The organism is Nocardia sp. NBC_00508 (assembly GCF_036346875.1).
Classification (GTDB): Bacteria; Actinomycetota; Actinomycetes; order Mycobacteriales; family Mycobacteriaceae; genus Nocardia.
Window position 1 is genome coordinate 3,360,609 of sequence record NZ_CP107852.1, and the last position, 23,707, is coordinate 3,384,315.

At 65.9% G+C, this 23,707-nt stretch carries 21 protein-coding genes; 14 read left to right on the forward strand and 7 right to left on the reverse strand.

Annotated features, from left to right (window positions below; translation table 11 throughout):
* Positions 1-5: 5 nt before the first annotated feature.
* The 3 genes from OHA40_RS14985 to OHA40_RS14995 are packed head-to-tail and all read right to left on the reverse strand — an operon-like array spanning position 6 to position 3,917.
* Positions 6-1,478, reverse strand: coding sequence for a phosphoribosyltransferase domain-containing protein (locus OHA40_RS14985; RefSeq protein WP_330233651.1), 1,473 nt, complete (start codon positions 1,476-1,478; stop codon positions 6-8).
* Positions 1,475-2,689 (reverse strand): HpcH/HpaI aldolase/citrate lyase family protein, encoded by a 1,215-nt coding sequence (locus tag OHA40_RS14990; protein WP_330233652.1) that lies wholly within the window; start codon positions 2,687-2,689, stop codon positions 1,475-1,477. The genes OHA40_RS14985 and OHA40_RS14990 overlap by 4 nt, the downstream gene beginning before the upstream one ends.
* A gap of 13 nt (positions 2,690-2,702) precedes the next feature.
* Positions 2,703-3,917 carry a hypothetical protein gene (locus OHA40_RS14995; protein WP_330233653.1) on the reverse strand — a complete coding sequence of 405 codons (1,215 nt, stop codon included), beginning with the start codon at positions 3,915-3,917 and terminating at the stop codon, positions 2,703-2,705.
* 145 nt (positions 3,918-4,062) lie between these two features.
* Between OHA40_RS14995 and OHA40_RS15000 the strand changes: the two genes are divergently transcribed.
* From OHA40_RS15000 to OHA40_RS15010, 3 genes are all read left to right on the forward strand, one after another.
* Complete coding sequence (locus OHA40_RS15000; protein WP_330233654.1) at positions 4,063-4,638, forward strand: TerD family protein; 576 nt, start codon at positions 4,063-4,065, stop codon at positions 4,636-4,638.
* Positions 4,639-4,798: 160 nt separating this feature from the next.
* Positions 4,799-5,896: a DUF475 domain-containing protein gene (locus tag OHA40_RS15005; RefSeq protein ID WP_330233655.1), complete on the forward strand. Its 1,098-nt coding sequence runs from the start codon at positions 4,799-4,801 to the stop codon at positions 5,894-5,896.
* 93 nt (positions 5,897-5,989) lie between these two features.
* The gene (locus OHA40_RS15010) at positions 5,990-6,613 is read left to right on the forward strand and encodes a TerD family protein (RefSeq protein ID WP_330233656.1); all 624 of its coding nucleotides are present in this window, start codon (positions 5,990-5,992) and stop codon (positions 6,611-6,613) included.
* 79 nt (positions 6,614-6,692) lie between these two features.
* Here OHA40_RS15010 and OHA40_RS15015 read toward each other — a convergent pair whose 3' ends face one another.
* Positions 6,693-8,084, reverse strand: a complete 1,392-nt coding sequence (locus tag OHA40_RS15015; RefSeq protein ID WP_330233657.1) for a hypothetical protein — start codon at positions 8,082-8,084, stop codon at positions 6,693-6,695.
* A gap of 147 nt (positions 8,085-8,231) precedes the next feature.
* Between OHA40_RS15015 and rpsF the strand changes: the two genes are divergently transcribed.
* The 5 genes from rpsF (at position 8,232) to dnaB (ending at position 13,143) form a co-directional block, all read left to right on the forward strand.
* Positions 8,232-8,519, forward strand: a complete 288-nt coding sequence (rpsF, locus tag OHA40_RS15020) for a 30S ribosomal protein S6 (protein ID WP_039803204.1) — start codon at positions 8,232-8,234, stop codon at positions 8,517-8,519.
* Positions 8,520-8,607: 88 nt separating this feature from the next.
* Complete coding sequence (locus tag OHA40_RS15025; RefSeq protein WP_330233658.1) at positions 8,608-9,144, forward strand: single-stranded DNA-binding protein; 537 nt, start codon at positions 8,608-8,610, stop codon at positions 9,142-9,144.
* Positions 9,145-9,201: 57 nt separating this feature from the next.
* On the forward strand, positions 9,202-9,453 hold the full coding sequence (gene rpsR, locus OHA40_RS15030; protein ID WP_327121395.1) for a 30S ribosomal protein S18: 252 nt from the start codon (positions 9,202-9,204) through the stop codon (positions 9,451-9,453).
* 17 nt (positions 9,454-9,470) lie between these two features.
* Positions 9,471-9,923 carry a 50S ribosomal protein L9 gene (gene rplI / locus OHA40_RS15035; RefSeq protein WP_330233659.1) on the forward strand — a complete coding sequence of 151 codons (453 nt, stop codon included), beginning with the start codon at positions 9,471-9,473 and terminating at the stop codon, positions 9,921-9,923.
* A 709-nt stretch (positions 9,924-10,632) separates the two neighbouring features.
* On the forward strand, positions 10,633-13,143 hold the full coding sequence (dnaB, locus tag OHA40_RS15040; protein WP_330234186.1) for a replicative DNA helicase: 2,511 nt from the start codon (positions 10,633-10,635) through the stop codon (positions 13,141-13,143).
* Positions 13,144-13,192: 49 nt separating this feature from the next.
* Here the strand turns inward: dnaB and OHA40_RS15045 are convergent, their stop codons facing one another.
* Entirely contained in the window at positions 13,193-13,603 is a 411-nt protein-coding gene (locus OHA40_RS15045) for a RidA family protein (RefSeq protein WP_330233660.1), read from the reverse strand.
* A gap of 81 nt (positions 13,604-13,684) precedes the next feature.
* Here OHA40_RS15045 and OHA40_RS15050 point away from each other — a divergent pair, with 81 nt between their 5' ends.
* The 3 genes from OHA40_RS15050 to OHA40_RS15060 all read left to right on the forward strand — a co-directional run bounded on the left by OHA40_RS15050 (position 13,685) and on the right by OHA40_RS15060 (position 15,789).
* Positions 13,685-14,095 carry a winged helix-turn-helix transcriptional regulator gene (locus tag OHA40_RS15050; RefSeq protein WP_330233661.1) on the forward strand — a complete coding sequence of 137 codons (411 nt, stop codon included), beginning with the start codon at positions 13,685-13,687 and terminating at the stop codon, positions 14,093-14,095.
* Positions 14,096-14,212: 117 nt separating this feature from the next.
* Positions 14,213-14,620, forward strand: a complete 408-nt coding sequence (locus OHA40_RS15055; RefSeq protein ID WP_330233662.1) for a YciI family protein — start codon at positions 14,213-14,215, stop codon at positions 14,618-14,620.
* Entirely contained in the window at positions 14,620-15,789 is a 1,170-nt protein-coding gene (locus OHA40_RS15060; protein WP_330234187.1) for an RNA polymerase sigma factor, read from the forward strand. The genes OHA40_RS15055 and OHA40_RS15060 overlap by 1 nt, the downstream gene beginning before the upstream one ends.
* Positions 15,790-15,976: 187 nt before the next feature.
* Here the strand turns inward: OHA40_RS15060 and rpoB are convergent, their stop codons facing one another.
* On the reverse strand, positions 15,977-19,489 hold the full coding sequence (gene rpoB / locus OHA40_RS15065; protein WP_442944048.1) for a DNA-directed RNA polymerase subunit beta: 3,513 nt from the start codon (positions 19,487-19,489) through the stop codon (positions 15,977-15,979).
* Between the two features lie 538 nt (positions 19,490-20,027).
* Complete coding sequence (locus tag OHA40_RS15070) at positions 20,028-21,263, reverse strand: phthiocerol/phthiodiolone dimycocerosyl transferase family protein (RefSeq protein ID WP_330233664.1); 1,236 nt, start codon at positions 21,261-21,263, stop codon at positions 20,028-20,030.
* A 235-nt stretch (positions 21,264-21,498) separates the two neighbouring features.
* Between OHA40_RS15070 and OHA40_RS15075 the strand changes: the two genes are divergently transcribed.
* From OHA40_RS15075 to OHA40_RS15085, 3 genes are all read left to right on the forward strand, one after another.
* Complete coding sequence (locus OHA40_RS15075; RefSeq protein ID WP_330233665.1) at positions 21,499-22,413, forward strand: DMT family transporter; 915 nt, start codon at positions 21,499-21,501, stop codon at positions 22,411-22,413.
* Positions 22,414-22,490: 77 nt separating this feature from the next.
* On the forward strand, positions 22,491-22,928 hold the full coding sequence (locus tag OHA40_RS15080) for a nuclear transport factor 2 family protein (RefSeq protein ID WP_330233666.1): 438 nt from the start codon (positions 22,491-22,493) through the stop codon (positions 22,926-22,928).
* 13 nt (positions 22,929-22,941) lie between these two features.
* Positions 22,942-23,607, forward strand: a complete 666-nt coding sequence (locus OHA40_RS15085; protein WP_330233667.1) for a class I SAM-dependent DNA methyltransferase — start codon at positions 22,942-22,944, stop codon at positions 23,605-23,607.
* The last annotated feature ends 100 nt before the right edge of the window (positions 23,608-23,707 follow it).

The following is a 23,707-nucleotide window of genomic DNA, read 5'->3' on the forward strand; positions in this document are numbered from 1 at the left end:
CGTCGTCATAGTCGGCTCCCCTCCCCGGTTACCGGCGACTCGGCGCGTTCCGCCTGCAGCCGCCGCGGGTCGGCCTCCCGCAGCACCGTGAGCAGCACGTCGGCGCCGGAGGCGGTCAGCACGTCGATCAATCCGCCCTCGGCCCGCAGTTGTGCGGTGTCGGCGGGCGAGTCGACCACGACGACGAGCACCGGATCGGATGCGGGACCGTCACCCTCCGCACCGCTGTCGACGCCGTCATCGGTGACCGTGACCTCGTCGCCGCGCCCCGCAGCCGCGTCGGCGACCAGCACTCCGAGCCCCGCCATATCCGCCTCGAACAGGTCCAGCGAATCGTCGGGCCAGTGCGCGTTGTACAGGTAGCGCGGCGCGGCGTCGCCGGGCTCCGGCGCGACGAACCGAAAACCGCGTCGCAAGGGATATCCCGGCTCGTCCAGGACATACGCGGGCGATCGTGTGGTGGTTTGAAAGCGCGTGGCTGTACCGGATTCGGCGAGCAGCGCCGCCAGCCGCAGCGGCAGATACATCAACTCTTCGTGGCCGAGCACGATAGCGGGCCGACCAGCGAAGTCCGTGTCTAGCCGCGCGGTCAGCATCTCGGCCGCGGCCGTCAGCGCCGCCTCGAACGCGCCGGTGTCGGACGCGAGTATCCCGTGCCTGCCGCCTTCCGGCACCGAAGCGGGCCAGGGCAGCTCCATCCGCCGGAACGAGCCGGGGTGTCCGGCGGTCGGATTGAGCCGGGGCGCGGGGAGGGCGCCGACCGCCTCGACCAGTCCGTCGGGCAGCGTGGCCCGGCCGGTGGCAAGGCAGACCGTGTCGATGCGCGCACCGAGTTGCGCCGCGGCGACGTCGAATTCGGCGCGGTCGGCCTTGCTGCGCAGGTCGACCAGCGACGCCAGCACGTAATGGGACCGCGGCGAAAAGGCGTGCAGCGCGCGCACCGCATCGATCGCGGTTGCACCGGTGGAGATTTCGTCGTCAACCAACACCAGCGGTAGATCGTTGACGAAGATGTCGGCCGGTGCCGGTTGCAGCAGATGCGAGGTGGCGTGCGAATGCCCCTCCTCGAAACCGGCGAGCGTCTGTGCGTGCGGCACCTCGCGACGGGTCGAATGGAGATAGCAGCTCGCGCCGATCCGCGCTGCCACGCAATGGCCGAGTCCCGTCGCGGTCTCGGCGAACCCGAGCACCACTGCTTCGCGGGCGCCGAGTACCTCGCGCACCAGATCGCCCAGGTGATTGCCCGCCCCGAGCACCACCCGCGGATCGGTCGGCAGATGCTTGCCGAGCACGGTGGACACCAGCAGGTGCGCCCGGCGCGGATTGTTGTGGCGGACCCCGGGCCGTACCAGCGCCGTGATCGGCAGCTCGGCCGAGCTCAGGCGTTCCCGGCCGCGCTCATGACGCAGCGCTATACCGAGAGTCCTTGTTGCCCAGGGAATTTCATTGTCACCGAACTCGGTTGCCGTCTGGCTCATACGGTGACCAACGCCGTCAACAGATCCACGAACGACACTCCCTTGTTCGCCACGCCGAACACCCTCGCGCGCAACAAGGTCTGTCGCGCCCAACTGCGATGCGGCCGCATCTCGTTCATCTTGTTCCGGTAGCCCGAGGCCGCCACGCCGCCGACATCGGCCCGCAGAATGTCCAGCGCGTCCGAGTACTCCTCGTGCGTCACCACCGACAGCGCGTGCACGGCGGACACATGCGACGGATGGATCACCGTCTTGCCCTGAATGCCGTTGGCGCGGTCCAAAGTGATCTCCCGCAGCAGTCCGTCCAGATCCCGGCTGACCAGGTACTGCCGGAACGGCACGGCGTCGGATTCTTCGAATGGCGCGGTGCGCAGCAGCGGCCGGAACATCCGCTCGTGATCGGCGAAGTACTCCCACACCGGCCCGGTGATGACGAAACCGGTTCCGTCCGCGCGCCCCAGATAATTCACGATGTCGGCGATGACGTCGGCGACCACGCGCACGTCGTAGATGGTCAGGTCGCGATCCCGCCGGATACCGAAGGTCGAGCACATGTCGGTCGCGCCGACCCGCACCGCGAGCACCCGGTCCCGATGCGCGGCCAGCAGCGCCGCGACCTGGGTGAGCTCGTAGTCGCGGGTCTCCCGGTGCACCAGGCACGGCGACTCCAGCACCGGCATCCCGTACAGCGGACGCGCCACACGCTGGCCTGCCACGTTCAGGGCGTTGAGGTACTTCGGTCCGGAATCGCTGTCGAACTTCGGGAAGACGAACCCGGTCAGCGCCCGTGCGCCCGGGCCGAGCTGCTCGATGAGCTCAGTGATCGTGTCCGCGTCGCGTACCCGCACGAACAGAAGCGGATTGGCATCGTGGCTGGTCGCGAGCAGATCGAGCGCGGCGACGGTCTGCTTTTTGGCGTACTCCACCTCGTGGTCGGCGACCGCGTCCTCGAGATCGATCACCATCGAACACACACCGTGCTCGGCGCGCCTACCGATCGTCAGCGCGAGATCCGGCCTGGTCGCGGGCGCGTACAGCGTCGCACCGAGCCCGATCGCGAGTAGCTCCCGATCCGTCCGGTCGCGGGCGAAAGGTTCGGGCTGCCGGTGGAAAAGACGCCTCGCCTCTGGGCCGTGCAACTGCCGGAAGTGGCGCAGCGGCATTCGCTTCCGCAGGGAAACCTCCTGCTGGACGGCGATGCCTGCGGTCATCGTTGCCCCATTCTCATTCTCGTCGTGGTCCTGCTTGTTTTCTCATTCGATCCACTACCCCGGCTATGAATTCGGCGACGGCATCCAATTCCGCCACATAGGCCCAGTAGTCGGGGTGGCGCCCCGACAGTGTTTCGCTGATTCGGTCGATCCGTGCTGCCTGCGCGTCGAGCACCGATCCCCATTCGGCGACGAGCCCGCGGCTCACCGCGAGCATTTGCGCATCCCGCAGCCGGAATCGTACGGCCTTGGCGTGTTCTTGCGGGTCGGACCGGATCGCACGCAGCAAGGTGAGCCGCTTGGTGACGGCATCGACCTTCTGCTCGGCCTCGGCGAGAAACCCGCGCGCGGACGTGGTCAGATCAAGTGCAAACTCCGGGTTGTTCTCCGCCGCTGCCGCACGCGCCTTGACGAGAGCCGCGTCCGCGGCCTCGATGGCTCGCCGACTTTCCCGCTCATTGTCAGCCAGATCCGCCGAACTCGCAGCGTTGAACTCGCGCAGGAGCGCCGAGAACGCGGGTGCGACCCCTTCGGCTCTGGTACGGACGGCGGCAAGACGGGTGGTCACCGAGGAGATGGCGGTTCGAGCGACGGCGGCCCGAGAAGGAGCCTGCGCCAACGCATCCGCCAAGTCCTTGGCGGCTGTCTCCAGCCGGTTCGCGGCCTCGCGCACGGCGCCAGGTGTGTCGGCGCCGATGGCTTCCAGTGTGACCAGCGCCTCATCCACTGCCGCCGTGCGTTCACGCACCGAGGGGTAGTTCGCGAATTCGGATTCGGCGGCCTGCCCGCGCACGTCCGCCGCGGCGACTTTCACGTGCCGCACCAGCTGCGGCACCGCGCCGAGTACCGCGACCGCCTCTTCGAGCCGGCTCTGGCTGCCGCGATAGAACTCGTCGACGGCGTGCGCCGCGTCGGTCAGCTGCCGCACCGCGGCATCGACCCGCTGCTGTCCATGGGGTACCGGCGCGCCGCTCCGCTGCGCGCCGTCCAACTCCCCACTCAGCGTCACGTAAACCTCGGCCGCGCCATAACACCTATCGCGCACCGGTTCCCAGCGCGCGCTCATCCGCCGCTCCGGGAAAACCTGATCGGAGGCGTGCACCGCCGCGTCGGCCGCGCTCTGCCGCCGATCCATATCGAGAAACGCCGAGGCCAGCGCGGTGCGGGCGTGCTCGATCCACTCGTCGTTTCCCGACGACCGGAACCAACCACGCCTTCGGCCTGCCACGCCCCGATGGTAGGAGATCTTCCTGTTCGCCGAGGGTTACGCGGGTTCCTACGCAACTTCGCGGAAACCTACTACTGTCGTATGGCGTACCCGGCGATTCGGACATGCTGGGAACCAATGACGGACTATTGAAAGGGAATCCCGCATGGGTGTCAGTTTGTCCAAGGGCGGCAATGTCTCGCTGACCAAGGCGGCGCCTAACCTGACTGCTGTTTCGGTCGGCCTCGGGTGGGATGTGCGGACCACCACGGGCACCGACTTCGATCTCGACGCGAGCGCCATCGCGACCGGTGCGGACAAGAAGGTCCTGTCCGACCAGCACTTCGTCTTCTTCAACAACCTGAAGTCCCCGGAAGGCTCGATCGAGCACGTGGGCGACAACCGGACCGGTGAGGGCGAGGGCGATGACGAGGTCATCAACGTCGACTTGGCCAACACCCCGCCCACCATCGAGAGCATCTTCTTCCCGGTCTCGATCTACGACGCCGACTCCCGCTCGCAGTCGTTCGGCCAGGTCCGCAACGCCTACATTCGCGTCGTGGACCGCAGCAACAACGAGGAGCTCGCCCGCTACGACCTCACCGAGGACGCGTCGACCGAGACCGCTATGGTCTTCGGCGAGCTGTACCGCAACGGTGCGGAGTGGAAGTTCCGCGCGGTCGGCCAGGGTTACGCCTCCGGCCTGGCCGGCATCGCCCGTGACTACGGCGTGAACGTCTAAGGAATACTTCGTTGTTCGCAGGGGGCCCGGCGACGGGCCCCCTGCTGATGCGACCCAGGCATGCCGGCGCCCTGGGAACAGCGTTGGACAACCGGCGATCCAGCAGCCACGCTGGTAGCAACCGTCGCCGACTCGTTTTTACTTCACGAAAGGTCCCAGCGTGGTCCTGCGCATATTCGGCATGTCCCTCCTCGTCACGGCGCTCTCTCTCGTTGTCGCGGTGCTGTACGGCGGGCCGACCGCCTTCGCGCTCGCCGCGATCCTCGGCATCCTCGAGGTATCGCTGTCGTTCGACAATGCCGTGATCAACGCCACCGTCCTGCAACGCATGAGCGCGTTCTGGCAGCGGATCTTCCTCACCATCGGCGTGCTGATCGCCGTCTTCGGCATGCGGCTGGTCTTCCCGCTCGCCATCGTGTGGATCACGGCGGGACTGAGTCCGGTAGAGGCCTTCGACCTGGCGCTCAACCCGCCGCCGAATGACGCGCTGACCTTCCCGGACGGCAGCCCGAGCTATGAGAAGCTGCTCACCGACGCACACCCGCAGATCGCGGCCTTCGGCGGCATGTTCCTGGCACTGCTGTTCCTCAACTTCATCTTCGAAGAGCGCGAGATCACCTGGCTCGGCTGGCTGGAGCGGCCGCTGGCCAGGGCGGGCAAGCTGGACATGCTCTCCATCGTGGTGGCGGGCACCGGCCTGATCCTCACCGCGGAGTTCGTCTCCGACGAGGCGCACCGCTCGACGGTCCTGGCGGCCGGCCTGCTCGGCATGATCACCTACATCGCGGTCGACGGGCTCGGCTCGATGTTCCACACCGAAGAACAGACCGAAGGCCCGTCCGAGCTGGCCAAGGCCACCGGTAAAGCGGGCTTCTTCCTGTTCCTCTACCTGGAGGTGCTCGACGCGTCGTTCTCCTTCGACGGCGTGATCAGCGCGTTCGCCATCACCTCCGACCCGATCATCATCGCGCTGGGCCTCGGCCTGATCGGCGCCATGTTCGTCCGGTCGATCACGGTGTACCTGGTTCGCAAGGGCACGCTGTCGGAATACGTCTACCTGGAACACGGCGCGCACTGGGCGATCGGCGCCCTGGCGGTGATCCTGCTCATCTCGATCGGTGTGCACGTCAACGAGGTCGTCACCGGTCTGATCGGCGTCGCGTTCATCGGCGCGGCATTCCTCAGCAGCATCCTCCGCAACCGCCGCGCGGACGAGAAGGAACTGGACAGCGAACGGGAACCCACGCCGGTAGGCTGATGCCCGGCATGCAGCCGAAGACCCGTTGCGGCAGCGGCCCCATCCCCGCGGATGGCCGCTGCCGTTCTCGTTTCCACAGAGGGGGATCGCGCCATGGCGATCGATGACCACCCCGGCGGCGTCAACCTGTCCAAGGTGACGCTGTCGAAGGCGACGCCGAGCATCAACCTGACCAAGCCGGGCGAACAGCAGGGCACCATGCGGGTGAACCTGAACTGGTCGAGCGGGTCCAAGGGATTCTTCCGCCGTGCCAAACCCGTCGATCTGGACCTCGGCTGTTTGTACGAGCTGTCCAACGGCGCCAAGGGTGTCGTGCAGGCGATCGGTCACAACTTCGGCGCGCTGGACGTCGAGCCCTACATCAAACTGGACGGCGACGATCGCAGCGGTTCGGCCACCGGCGGCGAGAACATGCACATCAACCTCGCCCGGCCCGAGCTGTTCCGCCGCATCCTGATCTTCGCCTTCATCTACCAGGGCGTGCCCAATTGGGCCGCCGCCGACGGCGTGGTGACGCTCTCCCCCACGGCCGGCCCGCAGATCGAGGTTCGGCTCGACTCTCCCGTGGACGGTGCCCGCTCGTGTGCCATCGCCCTGCTACAGAACCAGGGCGCCGGGATCACCGTGCACCGGGAGGTGCACTACGTCAACGGCGCCCAACGCGAGATCGACCAGGCCTACCAGTGGGGCATGCAGTGGCACAGCGCGCGCAAGTAGGTCGGTGCGCCTTCGGCGCGGGCAGCCGTGCCAGCCACCGCACCGAGACCGCCGCCGTCCGGGCCTGGCGCAGCGGACTCTAGGAAACTGGAACAAGATCACTGGGGTCGGACCGCGGCGCCGTCGGCCGCACTGATCGGTACCCGCGCGGCAGCGCCCACAGGAACACGAAGAACAGCACAACCAGCAGGCTCGCGCGCCCCCACACACCGAATTGGACGATGCTCTGCATCAGCTCGACCGAGGTGCCCGACCCCATCGAGTAGAAGTAGCGGAACACCCCGATCCCGATAGCCGCGTCGGCGACGAGATAACCACCGATCAGCCACCACGGCACCTCGAGCAGCACCAGGAACGGCACCAGCCACAGGGTGTACTGCGGCGAATGCACCTTGTGAAACAACAGGAATCCACACAGCATCGCGCCGCTCACCCCGACCCACGGGAAAACGCCGGTCACCACGTATCTCCGCCAGCCGAGCCACATGGCCAGCGCAAAGGCCGCGAGTACCAGCATCGGGGAGACGATCGACACCACCTGCTGGAACGACGCCTCGCCCGCGATGTCATGCGTGAACATGGGCCGAAGTCCCCAGTACCAAATGGAATTCGTGGTGATGTCGGCTTGGCGCAGCTGCTGGAAGGTGATCGACGCGCGCCAGCCCTCGTAACCCGCCAGCGCGAACGGCAGGTTCACCACGACGACGGTGCCGACTGCCGCGGCCGCGGTGAGCAGCGCACCGCGGACATCCAAACCGCGACCGGACTCATCCTTGTGGCGTTCGACGCCCCCGGTGAGCACATACGCCAGCAACGGAAGCACGAAGATCCCCGGGTAAAGCTTGAGACAGAATCCGAGAGCGAGTAAGACCGCGGCCGCAATCCCCCTGCTGCGCAAGGAAAAGCGGGGCAGCGCGCCTACCACGTAGACGGCCGCGACCGCCGTGAACACCACCGGGAGCTCCCAGTTGTGGAAGGCGTACAGCACCAGCGGCGGACCAGCCGCCCACAGCAGGGCGGCGCCTCCGGCCAGCCGGGCCAACATCCACGCCGTCAGCAGTGCGAACGGCACCAGCAGCAGGGCGGAGTACCGCAGGAACTCGGCGTCGTTGTCCGCGCCGATCGCCCCGAGCCACATCAGCACCCCGCTGAGCACCGGATACTCCACCGCCCCGCCGACCAGCGCGCCGTCCTCGGTGATGCCGCCACTCACATAGGGGAAGACATGCTCGTTGATGTCTCGGCCGAGCCAGAGGAATTGGATATCCGAATAGCAGACGTCCCTATCCTTGATGACGTCGAAGACCCTGCTGCGGCCGTCCTGATCGAACGGCGCCCCCGCGCAGCGCGCCTTGTTCACATATGCCAAGGCTAGGGTGAGGCCGCACAGCAGCACCACCACCGCGGCCAACGCCGCGGAGCGTCGCACACGGCCCGCGGGCAGGTCGCGGGCGGCGAGTCCGGTCGGCATGGAACCACCCTAAGCGGCCCCGCCAGACCATGCCGGTGTACCCCGACAAATACCCGCTCATGTAGCCTTGTCGGGTTGCTGACGCAACGACCCTCCTGCCACGGACCGTCCGTGGCCGTTTCCTAGTCCACAGGAGGTGATTGGTCCGTGCGTCATTACGAAGTGATGGTCATCCTCGATCCGAGCCTGGACGAGCGCACTGTTGGTCCGTCGCTGGACAACCTGCTCAGTGTCGTTCGCACCGAGGGCGGCAAGATCGACAAGGTCGATATCTGGGGCCGCCGCCGGCTCGCCTACGAGATCGCCAAGCATGCCGAGGGCATCTACGCCGTGGTCGACCTGACCGCCGAGCCCGCCACGGTGAGCGAACTCGACCGCCAGCTCGGTCTCAACGAGTCGGTGCTGCGCACCAAGGTTCTGCGCCACGACAAGTAGTCCGGCAACCCTCGTTTGCGTCGGAGCCTGTGCCTAGGCTCTAGCGCAACAGCGAGACGCGGACTGCACACCGAGCAGGAGGAACCACATGGCAGGCGACACGGTCATCACCGTCATCGGAAATCTGACGGCCGACCCGGAGCTTCGATTCACACCGGCGGGGCAGGCGGTGGCGAATTTCACCGTCGCGTCGACCCCCCGGGTGTTCGACCGTAATTCGAATGAATGGAAAGACGGCGAAGCGCTGTTCCTGCGCTGCAATATCTGGCGCGAAGCCGCGGAGAATGCCGCCGAAAGCCTGACCAGAGGTTCTCGTGTCATCGTGAGCGGACGGCTCAAGCAGCGCTCCTACGAAACCCGCGAGGGCGAGAAGCGCACGGTCGTCGAGCTCGAGGTCGATGAGGTCGGCCCCTCGCTGCGCTATGCCACCGCGAAGGTCAACAAGACCAGCCGCGGCGGTGGTGGCGGCGGCTTCGGGTCCGGCGGCAGCGGCGGTGGCAACTACGCCTCCTCCGGTGGTGGCGGTGGGCGTTCCGGCGGTGCCGAGGACGACCCTTGGGGCAGTGCGCCCGCGGCCGGCTCCTCCGGGAGCGGCGGCCGCATGGATGACGAACCGCCGTTCTGAGAACGGCCACACCGGCCCGCATGATCCGGGCCATCAATGATTACGGAGTACACGACCATGCCTAAGGCGCCCGCGCGCGAAAAGGTGCTCAAGAAGAAGGCCTGCGCTTTCTGCAAGGAGAGCAAGACCGGAACCGTTTCGATCGATTACAAGGACACAACGCTGCTGCGCAAGTACGTCAGCGACCGGGGCAAGATCCGTGCCCGCCGTGTCACCGGCAACTGCGTGCAGCATCAGCGCGATATCGCGGTTGCGGTCAAGAACTCGCGTGAGGTCGCTCTGCTGCCTTACGTGTCGACGGCTCGCTGAGAAAGGGAGGCACGCAAATGAAGTTGATTCTGACTGCTGATGTGGACAACCTCGGCGCCCCCGGCGACACCGTGGAGGTGAAGGACGGTTACGGCCGCAACTACCTGCTGCCGCGCGGCCTGGCGATTGTGGCCAGCCGGGGCGCGCAGAAGCAGGTCGAGGGCATCCGCCGGTCACAGGAGGCCCGCCGCGTCCGCGACCTGGATCACGCCAATGAGCTGAAGCAGGCCGTCGAGGGCTTGGATTCGGTCTCGCTGAGCGTGAAGACCGCGGGCACCGGCAAGCTGTTCGGCTCGGTGACCCAGTCGGACGTCGCGGCCGCGATCAAGTCGGCGGGCGGGCCCGTCATCGACAAGCGCAGCATCGAGCTGCCGAAAGCGCACATCAAGACGACCGGCAAGCACGCCGTCGTTGTGCACCTGCACCCGGATGTGGTGGCGAAGTTCGACCTGACGGTCACCGCCGCCTGATTCAGGCATCCGTCGAGGGCCACTCCCGTGTTCACGCGGGAGTGGTCCCGGCTGTGCCGTGTTGCCCTTACAAACAAATAGCTAATTGTTTGCCGAATGGGAGAAGAGTCATTCGGGACAATCTGGGCCGCTCATTACCTCGTGCCGGAGGATCGGTTTTCCGCCCTGTGGATTACCGGGCGAAACCAACCGTCCGCACTGTGATTCAAGTCATATACACCTCACGTGCTGTTAACCCAACACGCCCGGCTGTTCAACTTCGCCGACACGCCGGAACTTCATTAATCCACACGTGGAGAAACACGGAAGTCTGTGTTTATCTGCGCGTTTGACCCCGCGTACCTGGGTTTTCCCCAAGTTGTACACAGGGGGTGCACATCGTTAGGTGAACTTTCCCCAAGTTATCCACAGCTCCGTGCACAGTCCGGTTTGGCGGGCGCCCGTCGGGTCGCCTAGGTTCTTCGCATCGCCATGTGCGCACCGCCCCGGAGAGCGCGCGCGGGCGGGTGCCGCAGCGGTAGCTGGACCCCTGGTCAGCGGCGGTGGCGAACGTGTCGGTGCCCGGGGGTAGAACGAGTCAACAGGGTGGAACCCGGTCGTGGGGTAGAGAGGACGGTCGAGTCTGGTGACAGCCACCGATGACCGCGGGCACACGGATTTCCCACCCGAACCCCCCGGCGAAGACTTCGGCCGCCAACCTCCGCACGACATGGCCGCCGAGCAGTCCGTGCTCGGCGGCATGCTGCTCAGCAAAGACGCCATCGCCGACGTGGTCGAGGTGCTCCGTCCCGGCGATTTCTACCGTCCCGCCCACCAGGCCGTCTACGACACGATCCTCGATCTGTACGGTCGTGGCGAACCGGCTGACCCGGTCACCGTCGCCGCTGGGCTGGACCGCCGTGGCGAACTGAAACGCATCGGCGGCGCACCGTATCTGGTCACGCTCACCCAAACCGTGCCAACGGCCGCCAACGCCGGCTACTACGCCGAAATCGTCGCGGAGAAAGCTATTTTGCGCCGCCTGGTTGAGGCGGGCACCCGCATCGTCCAGTACGGCTACGCCGGCGCCGACGGCCAGGACGTCGCCGAGGTCGTCGACCGCGCCCAAGCCGAGGTCTACGAGGTCACCGAGCGTCGCACCAGCGAAGACTTCCTCCCGCTCGAGGAACTGCTCCAGCCGACGATGGACGAGATCGACTCCATCGCCAGCCGCGGCGGCATCTCCCTCGGCGTCCCGACCGGCTTCACCGAACTCGACGAGGTCACCAACGGCCTCCACCCAGGCCAAATGATCATCGTCGCGGCCAGGCCCGGAGTGGGTAAAGCGCTGGCGTTGGACACGCCGCTGCCCACGCCTACCGGCTGGACCACGATGGGTGAGGTCCGCGTCGGCGACGACTTGCTGGATGCCGACGGCTTTCCCACCCGCGTCGTGGCAGCCACCGAGGTAATTTCCGGACGTCCCTGCTACGAAGTCGAGTTCTCCGACGGCTCTGTGCTCGTCGCGGACGAACAGCACCAGTGGCTCACCGAGACGAGAGCGTCCCGCCGATCGAAGCGGATTGTCGCCGAGGTGCGGACCACCGCCGAGATCGCACGCACGTTGCGATGCGACACGGCCGACCGCAGGCTCAATCACTCGGTCACCAACGCCACTTCGCTTCGGCTACCCACCCGCATGTTGCCGGTGCCGCCCTACACGCTGGGCGCGTGGCTCGGCGACGGAACGTCGGCGGCCGCACAGCTCACTTGTGCCGACCCGGAGATAGTCGTGCGCATCGAGGCGGAGGGGATCGTCGCCGTGCCGTCGCAGTCGGCGCGGCTGCGTTACCAGCTCCAGTTGCCTGCTGATGAGCCGATCACCGCTCGTGGGTGCGTAGTGTGTGGACGGGAATTCGTACCCTTCACCAGCGAGGTCCGCACCTGCGGGCGCTCCTGTGGCGGCAGGGCACGGTTCTATTCGGCTCCTGTTCCCGCGCCCCGCTGCCCGAATTGCGGGGAGCGGTCGATCGGCTTGCGTCTGTGCCAAAAATGCCGAAACACCGTAGGCAGTGTGCAGGCGCGTCTGCAGACGCTCGGCGTACTGGGGAACAAACACATCCCGGTCGACTACCTTCGGGCCTCCGAATCGCAGCGCCGGGCACTTCTAGCAGGCCTGCTGGACACCGACGGCACTGTCACACACGGCGGCTCGGTGCAGTTCAGCGCCACCAACGCACGGCTCGTTCGGGGCGTGCAGGAGCTGATCGTCAGCCTCGGCTATTGCAGCCAGATCTCCACCAAACGGGTCCGGGGCCGGTCCGAGGAATCGTCCACCGCGTACACCATCACGTTCGCCACCGACGACGAGGTTTTCGGCCTGTACCGAAAGGCTCTGCTGCACAAAGAACGACGTGCCAGCCGCAGCACCGTGCGATCGAACTCACGCTTCATCGTCGACGTGCGCCGGATCGACAGCGTTCCGGTGCGCTGCGTCGAAGTGGACAACGCCGATCACCTTTATCTGGCAGGCCGCTCGATGATCCCGACGCATAATTCCACGCTGGGAATGGATTTCATGCGCAGTTGCTCGATCAAGCATGGCTTGGCGAGCGTTATCTTCTCGTTGGAGATGAGCCGTACTGAGATCGTCATGCGGCTGCTGTCGGCCGAGGCCAAGATCAAGCTCGGCGATATGCGGTCCGGGCGGATGAGTGACGACGACTGGACCAAACTGGCGCGGCGGATGAGTGAGATCAGCGAAGCACCGCTGTTCGTGGATGATTCGCCGAACCTGACCATGATGGAAATCCGGGCGAAAGCCCGGCGACTCAAACAGCGCCACGATCTCAAACTCGTTGTGGTGGATTACCTCCAGCTGATGACCTCCGGCAAGAAGGTCGAATCCCGCCAGCAGGAAGTCTCGGACTTCTCCCGAAACCTGAAGCTGCTGGCGAAGGAACTCGAAGTCCCCGTGGTCGCGATCAGCCAGCTCAACCGAGGTCCCGAACAGCGAACCGACAAGCGGCCGATGGTGTCCGATCTCCGCGAGTCCGGAAGTTTGGAACAGGATGCGGACATGGTGATCCTGCTACATCGGCCGGATGCCTTCGAACGCGACGACCCGCGAGGCGGCGAGGCCGACCTGATTCTCGGTAAGCACCGCAATGGGCCGACCGCGACGATCACCGTCGCACATCAACTGCATCTGTCGCGATTCGTGGATATGGCTCGCGGCTGAGATCGACCCATGGGTCCACGGATGAAGTTCGTGACTCGGGACCTGGATCTCAGTCGAGTACGGCGAACGCCTCGACCTCGACGAGCACGTCGGGCTCGAACAGGTAGTCGACGCCGATCGCCGACACAGGCGGCAACGGCCGCGGTATGCCGAGTTCGTCTGCGACGCGCTCGATACCTGCGATGAAGTCGTCGTACTTGTCCGGGGTCCAGTGGGTGACGAAGAACCGGAGGCGTACGACGTCGGCGAAGCTCGCTCCGGCGCCGGCCAGGCCGCGTGCCGTGTTGCGCAGTGCGTGCGCGACCTGGCCGGTGAGGTCATCTGTCGCGACAGGGTTGCCCTCGGCGTCGCGCGCGATCTGACCGGCCACGTGCACCTGGCGAGTACCCGTGCTGATCGAAACATGGTGGTACGGAACGGGAGCGAACATGCCCTCCGGGGTCAGCAGCTGCACTGCCATGGTGGTGTGTCCCTTCACAGTCAGAGTTGGTATCTGATGTCTACCTGGTACTCGAAGGGAACTTCAACGAGACTAGGTGTCATGCCGGAAACCGCTCCACGCAGTTCGGACAGCCCGCAGCTCACCGAGCAACATCGCGAGCTGCTCGACCAGGTACTCGACAAGTGGTCGCTGCAGATCCTCGACGCCCTGTGCGAGCGGCCGTTGCGCTTCAACGAGCTCCGTCGGGCGATCCCGGTCGTGACGCAGAAGCCGCTCACGGCCGCACTGCGGCGCCTGGAGCGCAACGGGATGGTCGAGCGCATCATTACCAGTACCCGACCTGTCGCGGTCGAGTACCGAATCACGCGGACCGGGAGGTCGTTGCAAGACCTCATCGACGCACTCCTGCACTGGACCACTGTCACGTTGCCCGCCGTCGAGCGAGCACGTGCGCGCTTCGACGACCAGGTTCGAACTGAAGAAGTGCCATCGCCTTCGCCGCCGAAATGAACAGGCCCTATCAACGGGCGCGAGAAAGTTCGACGGCGGATGTCGAGAACGTCGTCCCGGCTCCGTCCTAGGGGTGAGCGACCAACTAGGGTCGCAATTCCCGAAGGGAGAAATGTCATGGCCAAGTACCTGCTCCTCAAGCACTACCGAGGCGCTCCGGCGGCAGTCAACGACGTGCCGATGGACCAGTGGACGCCCGCCGAGATCGAGGCGCACATGCAGTACATGAACGACTTCGCGGCCCGCCTGGAAGACAGCGGCGAGTTCGTCGACGGCCAGGCCCTGGCGCCAGAGGGCGCCTGGGTCCGCTATGACGGCGAGGGCAAGCCCCCCGTGACCGACGGCCCGTTCGCGGAGACCAAGGACCTGATCGCGGGCTGGATGATCATCGACGTCGACACCTATGAGCGCGCCGTCGAGCTGGCCGGCGAGTTGTCCGCGGCGCCCGGCGCGGGCGGCAAGCCGATCCACGAGTGGCTCGAAGTTCGGCCGTTCCTGACCGCTGCGCCGACTGTCACCGAGTGATGGCCGCCGACGCGGTGGACGAGGCCGGGCTGCGGGACCTGATCCCCGGCGTCTTGGCGGCCCTCGTCCACCGCGGGGCGGACTTCGCGACCGCCGAGGACGCCGTCCAGGACGCACTGGTCCGGGCCGTCGAGACGTGGCCGAGCCAGCGCCCCGCCGACCCCAAGGGCTGGCTGATCACCACGGCGTGGCGTCGCTTCGTCGATCTCGCCCGATCCGACACCGCGCGGCGCCGCCGCGAGCTTCGGGTCTCCGACGAGCCATCACCCGGACCGACCGCGTCGGTGGATGAAACGCTGCAGCTCTACTTTCTGTGCGCGCACCCGAGCCTCACGCCCGCGTCGGCCGTCGCTCTGACGCTGCGGGCCGTCGGCGGCCTCACCACCCGCCAGATCGCGCAGGCCTACCTCGTGCCCGAAGCGACGATGGCCCAGCGGATCAGCCGGGCCAAACGCACCGTGGGCGACGTCCGGCTGGATCGTCCCGGAAACCTGCGCACCGTGCTTCGGGTGCTGTATCTGGTATTCAACGAGGGGTACAGCGGCGATGTCGACCTCGCCGCGGAGGCGATCCGGCTGGCCCGGCAGCTCGCCGCGACTACCGGTGACGCGGAAGCCGCGGGCCTGCTGGCCCTGTTCCTGCTCCACCACGCGAGACGACAGGCCCGCACGCGCGCCGACGGCAGCCTCGTGCCGCTGTCCGATCAGGACCGCGGTCTGTGGCGGCGCGACCTGATCGCCGAGGGCGTGGCCGTGCTTCAGGCCGCGCTGGCCCGCGACCGGCTCGGGGAGTACCAGGCGCAGGCAGCGATCGCGGCCCTGCACGCCGACGCGCAGGCAGCCGACGAAACCGACTGGGTGCAGATCGTCGAGTGGTACGACGAGCTGGTCCGTCTCACCGACAGCCCGATTGTGCGGCTCAATCGGGCCGTCGCCGTCGGTGCGGCGGACGGGCCGCAGGCGGGGCTCGCCGAACTCGCCGAACTCGACCCGGCGCTCCCGCGATACACCGCTTCGGCCGCCTACCTCCACGAGCGGGCCGGCGACCTCGCCACCGCGGCGCAGCTCTACGTGGAGGCCGCCGCGCAGGCGCAAAACCTCGCCGAGCGCAACCACCTCACGCTCCAGGCGGCCACCCTCCGCCAACGCCTCTCGGGCGAAGGCGGCTGAGTGCCCCTCACGATCTCAACGCATTCCCCGCTTCGACGTGGCAGCCAGGCCGGGGAGACGGGTTCGGGGTTGGCAACTGCACCTGTGACGTGGAGTCGCCTCTCGACCTCCCCGGACAGCCGTACACGCGCACGTCCCGGAGTGCCGCGCACCGAAGGTCCGGTGCGCGGCAGCTCTGGCCTGGGGATCAGCTCGAGAGGTCGTCGACTGATGCGGATTCGTTGCGGGACAGCGTGATTCCGAGATTGGCGGCGGTGCGATCGATCTCGTCGTCGTCGCCGCGGTGCAATTCGATGGCGGAGCCGGCAGAGAGGACCTCGACGTTGAGGCACAGCGACTGGAGTTCCTTGAGAAGCACTTTGAACGATTCCGGGATGCCCGGCTCCGGAATGTTCTCGCCCTTGACGATCGCCTCGTAGACCTTCACACGACCGACGATGTCGTCGGACTTGATGGTCAGCAGCTCCTGCAGCGTGTACGCCGCACCGTAGGCCTGCATGGCCCAGCACTCCATCTCTCCGAAGCGCTGACCACCGAACTGCGCCTTACCACCCAGCGGCTGCTGGGTGATCATCGAGTACGGACCGGTCGACCGCGCGTGGATCTTGTCATCGACCAGATGGTGCAATTTGAGGATGTACATGTAGCCGACGGCGACGGGGTACGGAAAGGGTTCACCGGTGCGGCCGTCGAACAGTGTTGCCTTACCGTCTGCCCCGACCATGACGTCTCCGTCGCGGTTGGGCAGTGTCGACGCCAGCAGCCCGGCGAGTTCTTCCTCGCGGGCGCCGTCGAAGACGGGTGTCGCGAGATTCGTATCCGGGCCCGCCGACAACAATTCCTCGGGCAATCGCTTCGCCCAGTCCGGACGAGCACCGTCCGCGATCTGAATGTTCCAGCCTGCCTTGCCGATCCAACCCAGATGGGTTTCCAGGATCTGGCCGATGTTCATACGACGCGGCACACCATGAGTGTTCAGGATGATGTCGACCGGAGTGCCGTCCGGCAGGAACGGCATATCCTCGGTCGGCAGGATCTTGCCGATCACACCCTTGTTCCCGTGCCGACCGGCCAGCTTGTCACCATCCTGGATCTTGCGCTTCTGCGCCACATACACCCGCACCAGCTCGTTCACACCCGGCGGCAGATCATCATCATCCTCACGAGAGAACACCCGAATACCGATCACCTTGCCCGACTCACCATGCGGCACCTTCAGCGACGTATCCCGCACCTCACGCGCCTTCTCACCGAAGATCGCCCGCAGCAACCGCTCCTCCGGCGTCAACTCGGTCTCACCCTTCGGGGTCACCTTCCCGACCAGGATGTCACCATCACGCACCTCGGCACCGATCCGCACGATGCCCCGCTCATCCAGATCCGCGAGCACCTCATCGGAAACATTCGGGATATCCCGGGTGATCTCCTCAGCACCCAACTTGGTGTCACGGGCATCGATCTCATGCTCCTCGATGTGGATCGAGGTCAGCACGTCCTCCTCCACCAGGCGCTGCGACAGGATGATCGCGTCCTCGTAGTTGTGCCCCTCCCACGGCATGATCGCCACCAACAGGTTCTTACCCAGAGCCATCTCACCGTTCTCGGTGCACGGCCCATCAGCCAGCACCTGACCGAACTCCACCCGCTGACCCTCATCCACAATCGGACGCTGATTCGAGCACGTGCCCTGGTTCGAGCGGTTGAACTTCCGCATCCGGTAGGACTTGCGGGTGCCGTCGTCGGCCATCACGGTGACGTAGTCGGCGGAAACCTCCTCGACCACACCCGCCTTCTCGTTCACCACCACATCACCCGCGTCCACGGCGGCGCGCAGCTCCATGCCGGTGCCGACGATCGGTGCCTCGGAACGGATCAGCGGCACGGCCTGCTTTTGCATGTTCGCGCCCATCAGGGCGCGGTTGGCGTCGTCGTGCTCGAGGAACGGGATCATCGCCGTCGCGACCGACACCATCTGACGCGGCGAGACGTCCATGTAGTCGACCTCGGCGGAATCAACCAGCTCGACCTCGGAATTCTTGCGACGCACCGCGATTCGCGCATTGACAAAGCGGCCCTTGGCATCGAGCGGCTCGTTCGCCTGCGCCACGACGTGCAGGTCTTCCTGGTCGGCGGACAGGTAGTCGACCTCGTCGGTCACCTTGCCGTCGATCACTTTTCGGTACGGCGTCTCGATGAAGCCGAACGGATTGACTCGCGCATATACCGACAGATAGCCGATCAACCCGATGTTCGGACCTTCGGGCGTCTCGATCGGGCACATCCGACCGTAATGGCTGTAATGCACGTCGCGGACTTCGAGACCGGCGCGTTCCCGGGTCAGACCACCCGGCCCGAGCGCGGACAGGCGACGTTTCTGGGTCAGACTCGCGAGCGGGTTCCGCTCATCCAGGAACTGCGACATCTGCGAGGTTCCGAAGAACTCCCTGATCCCCGCGACGACGGGGCGGATATTCATCAGCGTCTGCGGCGTGATCGCCTCGATATCCTGCGTCGTCATCCGCTCGCGGACCACGCGCTCCATCCGAGACAGCCCCACCCGCATCTGGTTCTGGATCAGCTCACCGACGGTGCGCAGCCGGCGATTACCGAAATGGTCGATGTCATCGACCTCGACCGGAACCTCGATGCCACCTGGTGCGGTCATCACCGAATCACCTGCGTGCAGGTGCAGCAGATATTCGACGATCGTGACGATGTCTTCCTCGGTGAGTACCCGTGCACCGAGGACTTCGCCGGTGTGGATGCCGAGCTTCTTGTTGATCTTGTAGCGACCGACACGCGACAGGTCGTAGCGCTTCTCCTTGAAGAACAGGTTCTCCAGCAGGGTCTGCGCGGACTCCTTGGTCGGCGGCTCACCCGGACGCAGCTTGCGATGGATATCGAGCAGCGCCTCATCGGTGCCCGACGTGTTGTCCTTCTCCAGGGACGTCATCATGATCCCGGAGAAACCGAACCGCTCGGTGATCTGCGCACTGCTCCAGCCGAGCGCCTTGAGCAGGACTGTCACGGGTTGACGGCGTTTGCGGTCGATGCGAACGCCGACGGTGTCGCGCTTGTCGATGTCGAATTCCAGCCACGCGCCGCGGCTCGGGATGACGCGCACGCTGTGCAGGTCCTTCTCCGTGGCCTTGTCGACGCTGTGGTCGAAGTAGACACCCGGCGAACGCACCAGCTGCGAGACGACCACGCGCTCGGTGCCGTTGATGATGAACGTGCCCTTGTCGGTCATCATCGGGAAATCACCCATGAAGACCGTCTGGCTCTTGATCTCACCGGTGTTGTTGTTGATGAACTCCGCCGTGACGAACAGCGGAGCCGCGTAGGTCATATCCTTGTCTTTACATTCCTCGATCGAGGCCTTGACCTCCTCGAAACGGGGCTCGGATAGCGTCAACGACATCGTTGCCGCGAAGTCCTCGATCGGGCTGATCTCTTCGAGTACCTCCGCCAATCCACCCGCAGAGTCGCCGCGCTCCGCTGCCCGTTCACGCCAGGCAGGCGCACCGATCAACCATTCGAACGAATCGCTCTGGACATCCAACAACCCTGGAACATCCAGGGGCTCACGGAGCTTGGCGAACGAGACCCGCTTCGGCGCCCCGGCGAATCCGGTATCGACGGGTATTCCGGCATTGACCTTGCTCTGAGTCGAGACTGCCAAGATGCGTCCTTCCAGCACCTCGCGCCGCCCACGCGTTCGCGCGGTCGTCACGGTATCTGCTTGTCCTGTGGGCCGTATTTCACATTGCGCACCGTGCCGGACGCTGCCCGAACATGACTCGACAACAACGGGTAGAAAAATGACACGCAGACAGTGCCACTTCTACAGTCATTTCGTATTTCGAGAGTTGGACAGCACGCGAGCCGACGCGAAGCACTAAATTACACCCAAAATCGACCGATGTCGAGGGCACAAACAAATAGACACCCGATTTCTGGTGTCTTCCCGCATTAATAGTGACATCTCAATATGCCATTCGTCAAGTCTATTAGCGGCAATCCGCCAACGCATTCACGCCGGCGGGACCTCGAGGTACCCGGCGTGGGCGGGTGGGCTGGCCCTATCGCGTCTACGGCACGGGACCGATCATGTTGTCGCGCTGAAGGTCTCGCCGCCGGACATGCGTGCTCTACGAATGCCGCACCGGCGCGAAGCCTTTCCCTGGTGACAGCATGGAACAGCAGATCGCCGCAGCGAAGCCAGCGGGCGCGAGCTGTCAGGCGAGTGCGGAACGGAGGTGGCGCTCGAGCACTTCGATGCGGTGGCGTTGGAGGTCGGCGAATTCCGGTGGGTGGTGGATCTCTACGCTCAGGCGGCCCGCGAAGGTGCTGATGACGCAGGTGCCGCCGCCTGGTTGTTGCGGGCGTCGGCCGGTCAGGTCCGGTTTCGCGAGCATGGTGGAGTGGAAGTCGTCGATGCGCAGGGCGTCCTGCTCCGGTAGCTGTGGGATGGTGCCCCAGTTGGTCGCGATCACCACGCCGGGGAGCGCCGGAGGGGGTGCGGCAGCCATGTCGGGGATGCTCAACGGAGTCCGTTGCACGATGCCTGCGGTCAAACCCGCATGCAGGGCTTCGCTGATGCCACGGGCCAAGTCGACCAGCGTCACATCGGCTTCGGGGGACAGGTAATTGGCGAAGCCGAGGACGTTCGTCCCCTCGGTGGCGTCGACTTCGGGGCTCATCCTGGTTCGCAGGTCGACGGAGTACAGGTAGAGCAATCCGCTCAGCGGTAGTTCGCGGATCTCGGCCTCGGTCCGCAGCAGTGCCGCCGACACCAGGCCGTGCACCGTGACGTTCTCCCGATGGCCGAGCTCGACCAGCGCCGCGGTCTCGTCTCGGCCGAACCGGGAACGGGTCGTGTGCAGCACGGGGTACTCGTCGTCGCGCGGCTGCGAAACCGGCGGCGCAGCGGTCGATTCGCCAGCGGGCGGCCCTCCGGGCAGTGCCATCTTCTCGATGCCCCGCGCCGCGAGCAGCTGCTCCACAGGCTCGGGGAACGTGTGCACCGGCAGGTCGAGCGAGCGCCCGGCGGCCGCGTCCCGGTACGCGGCCCACAGCGCGGTGACCACGGCGAAAGCGTGATAGGCATCCGCGATGCTGTGGTGGATCATGAGCGTGACGCCGGCGGTATCGCCTGCTCGCACCACGCACAATGCGCAAACGCCCACGCGCTGATCGAACTTCGCGTCGGTGAGCGGGATTTCGGGGTCCGCGTCGGCGACGAAGATCTCGGGGGTGGCCTCCGAGACAGCGAACGTGTGCCCGCCCCCTTCAGCCAGCTCGATGCGGGCGCGCAGAATCGGATGCGCGCGGGCGACGGCTTCGAAAGCGGCCGTCAGAGCCGCCAGGTCCAACGGGCCTGATACCCGCGCCGAATAACCGATGAAGACCTCGCCTGCGGCGAACATTTCTTCGCTCGGGGCAAGCCGGCGGATCACGTCGACCACGATCATGCATTCCCTTCGCTCTCGGCGAGACTAGCTCGAAGACGGTTGTCCGCGGAGACCATTCGGGAAAATCGGGCGAAGAGGACAGCCGGACCAGCGGAAACCGGCCATGCCACAACCGGAGAACTGGACCTGTCGGATGATCGGATCATTTGTTTAAGCTCCGAGAGGTCGAAAGCGAGCGGAGCATGTCAACAACCCATCTGATCCTCGTCCCTCGGAGCCGATCGGTGGTCGCGCGATGACGCGACGCGGGTGGGCACTGTTCCTGGCGATGGGCGTGATCTGGGGTGTGCCGTACGCGATGATCCGGATCGCGGTGGAGGACCTCGATCCGATCGTGGTCGCGTTCGGGCGCACGCTGATCGGCGGTCTGCTGCTACTGCCGATCGCGCTGTACCGCGATGCATTGGCTCCGGTGTTCCGGCGATGGCGGCCGCTGTTGCTCTACACCTTGGTGGAGATCACCGGTCCGTGGTTCCTGATCGGGTACGCCGAGACCACGCTGAACAGCTCGACCGTCGGACTGCTGATCGCCGCGGTTCCGCTGATCGCCGTCGTGATCGTGACCAAGCTCGGCCACGATCGGTTCGATGCGCGCCGGGTAACCGGCTTGCTCGTGGGATTCGCGGGTGTCGCCGCACTGGTCGGCCTGGACATCGACCTGGGGAATCCGGCGGCCATCGGCGCGATCGGCCTGACCACGATCGGGTACGCGATCGGCCCGATCATCATCAACCGCGCGCTCGCCGACCTTCCTCCGCTCGGTGTGGTCACCGGCTCGCTGCTGCTGGCCGCGGCGATCTACGCCCCGCTGGCGGGCTGGCTGTGGCCAGCGCACCTCACGGCCGATTCGGCGTGGTCGGTGCTCGGCCTGGCGGTGATCTGCACGGCCGTGGCGTTCCTGTTCTTCTTCGCACTGATCTCCGAAGTCGGTCCCGCACGCGCCACGGTGATCACCTACATCAATCCGGCGGTGGCGATCCTGCTCGGCGTGACGGCCCTGAACGAGCCGCTGACCGCGGGCATGGCGATCGGCTTCCCGCTGGTCATCCTCGGCTCGATTCTCGGCACCGCGCGCAGCCGGGACCAGACGTCCGGCGGCGTGCCCACGCCGGCCGCGCCGGAGGCGGTCGCCCCACTACCTGAGAGGTAATCGCGCTGCGGCGCGCCGCTGCCGAGAATGAGAGCGCGCCGCACAACCACGCGGTGTCGCTGAGAAAGGACCCGTCGTTGTCGGTCACGAAACCGACCACCCGTGCGGTGGTCGAAGAACTATTGCGCCGGATCGGTTCCGGCGATCCGGAGTCGGTCGCCGAGTTGTACGCCGAGCACGCGGATTGGCGCCTGAGTTGGCCCGAGGCCGAACACGGCCGCGCAGCGACACCTTGGATCCGGCACCGGTCGACCCGTGCCGACGCGGCGGCGCATTTCCGCTCGATCGCCGAACATCATGTGCCAGATGAGGTTGCCACACGCGTGGATCGTGTACTCGTCGACGGCGATGCCGCCGTGGTGCTCGGGGAGATTCGCCAGACCGCACGCCCGACCGGTCGCGCCTACCGCGCTCGCTTCGCGCTGCATCTCACCGTGGAGGACGGACTGATCACCCGGCACCACGTCTACGAGGACAGTCTGGCCGTCGCTCAGGCGTTCGATCCGACGGCGTAATACGCTGTTGAGAATGCCCGACTCGACCGAAGACTTCCCAGGCGAATTCACCGATGTCGCCGCCACACGCAACGCCTACGACGAGGTCGCCGACCTCTATGCCGACATCTTCAGACACCAGCTCGATGGCCAGCCGCTGGACCGGGCGATGCTCGCCGTGTTCGCGGAATTGGTGGCGGACAACGCTTCCGGGCCGGTCGCGGATCTCGGTTGCGGGCCGGGACGGGTGACCGCGCATCTAGCTACGCTGGGCGCACAAGTGTTCGGCATCGATCTCTCGCCGCGAATGATCGCGCTCGCGCGGGCGGAATTTCCACACCTCTCCTTCGACCAAGGTTCCTTGGAACGGCTACCGATCGGCAATGAGGAACTCGGCGGGATCGTCGCCTGGTATTCCTTGATCCACATCCCGCCTGATCGCATACCGCAGGTGTTGGACGAGTTCTATCGGGTACTCGCGGACAAAGGCCACGTGCTGCTGGCGTTCCAAACTGCCGATCTGTCCGATGCGGTGGAAGCCTTCGATCACAAGGTGACTCGTGCCTATCGATGGGCGCCCAAACGGCTCGCGCGTCTGCTCACCGACGCCGGGTTCACCGTGAACGCCCGTATGGTGCGCGAGCCGGGGGCCGACGAACGGTTCGGACAGGCCTATCTGCTGGCCTCGAAGGTTCGGTGATTCGCCGAACGCGGCGGGTCCGGTGCGGGTAAGTTGATCGTGTCGCGACGGTTTCATGGGCTGCGCGGGCCCGCCGACAACGTGGTCGATCGGAAGTCAC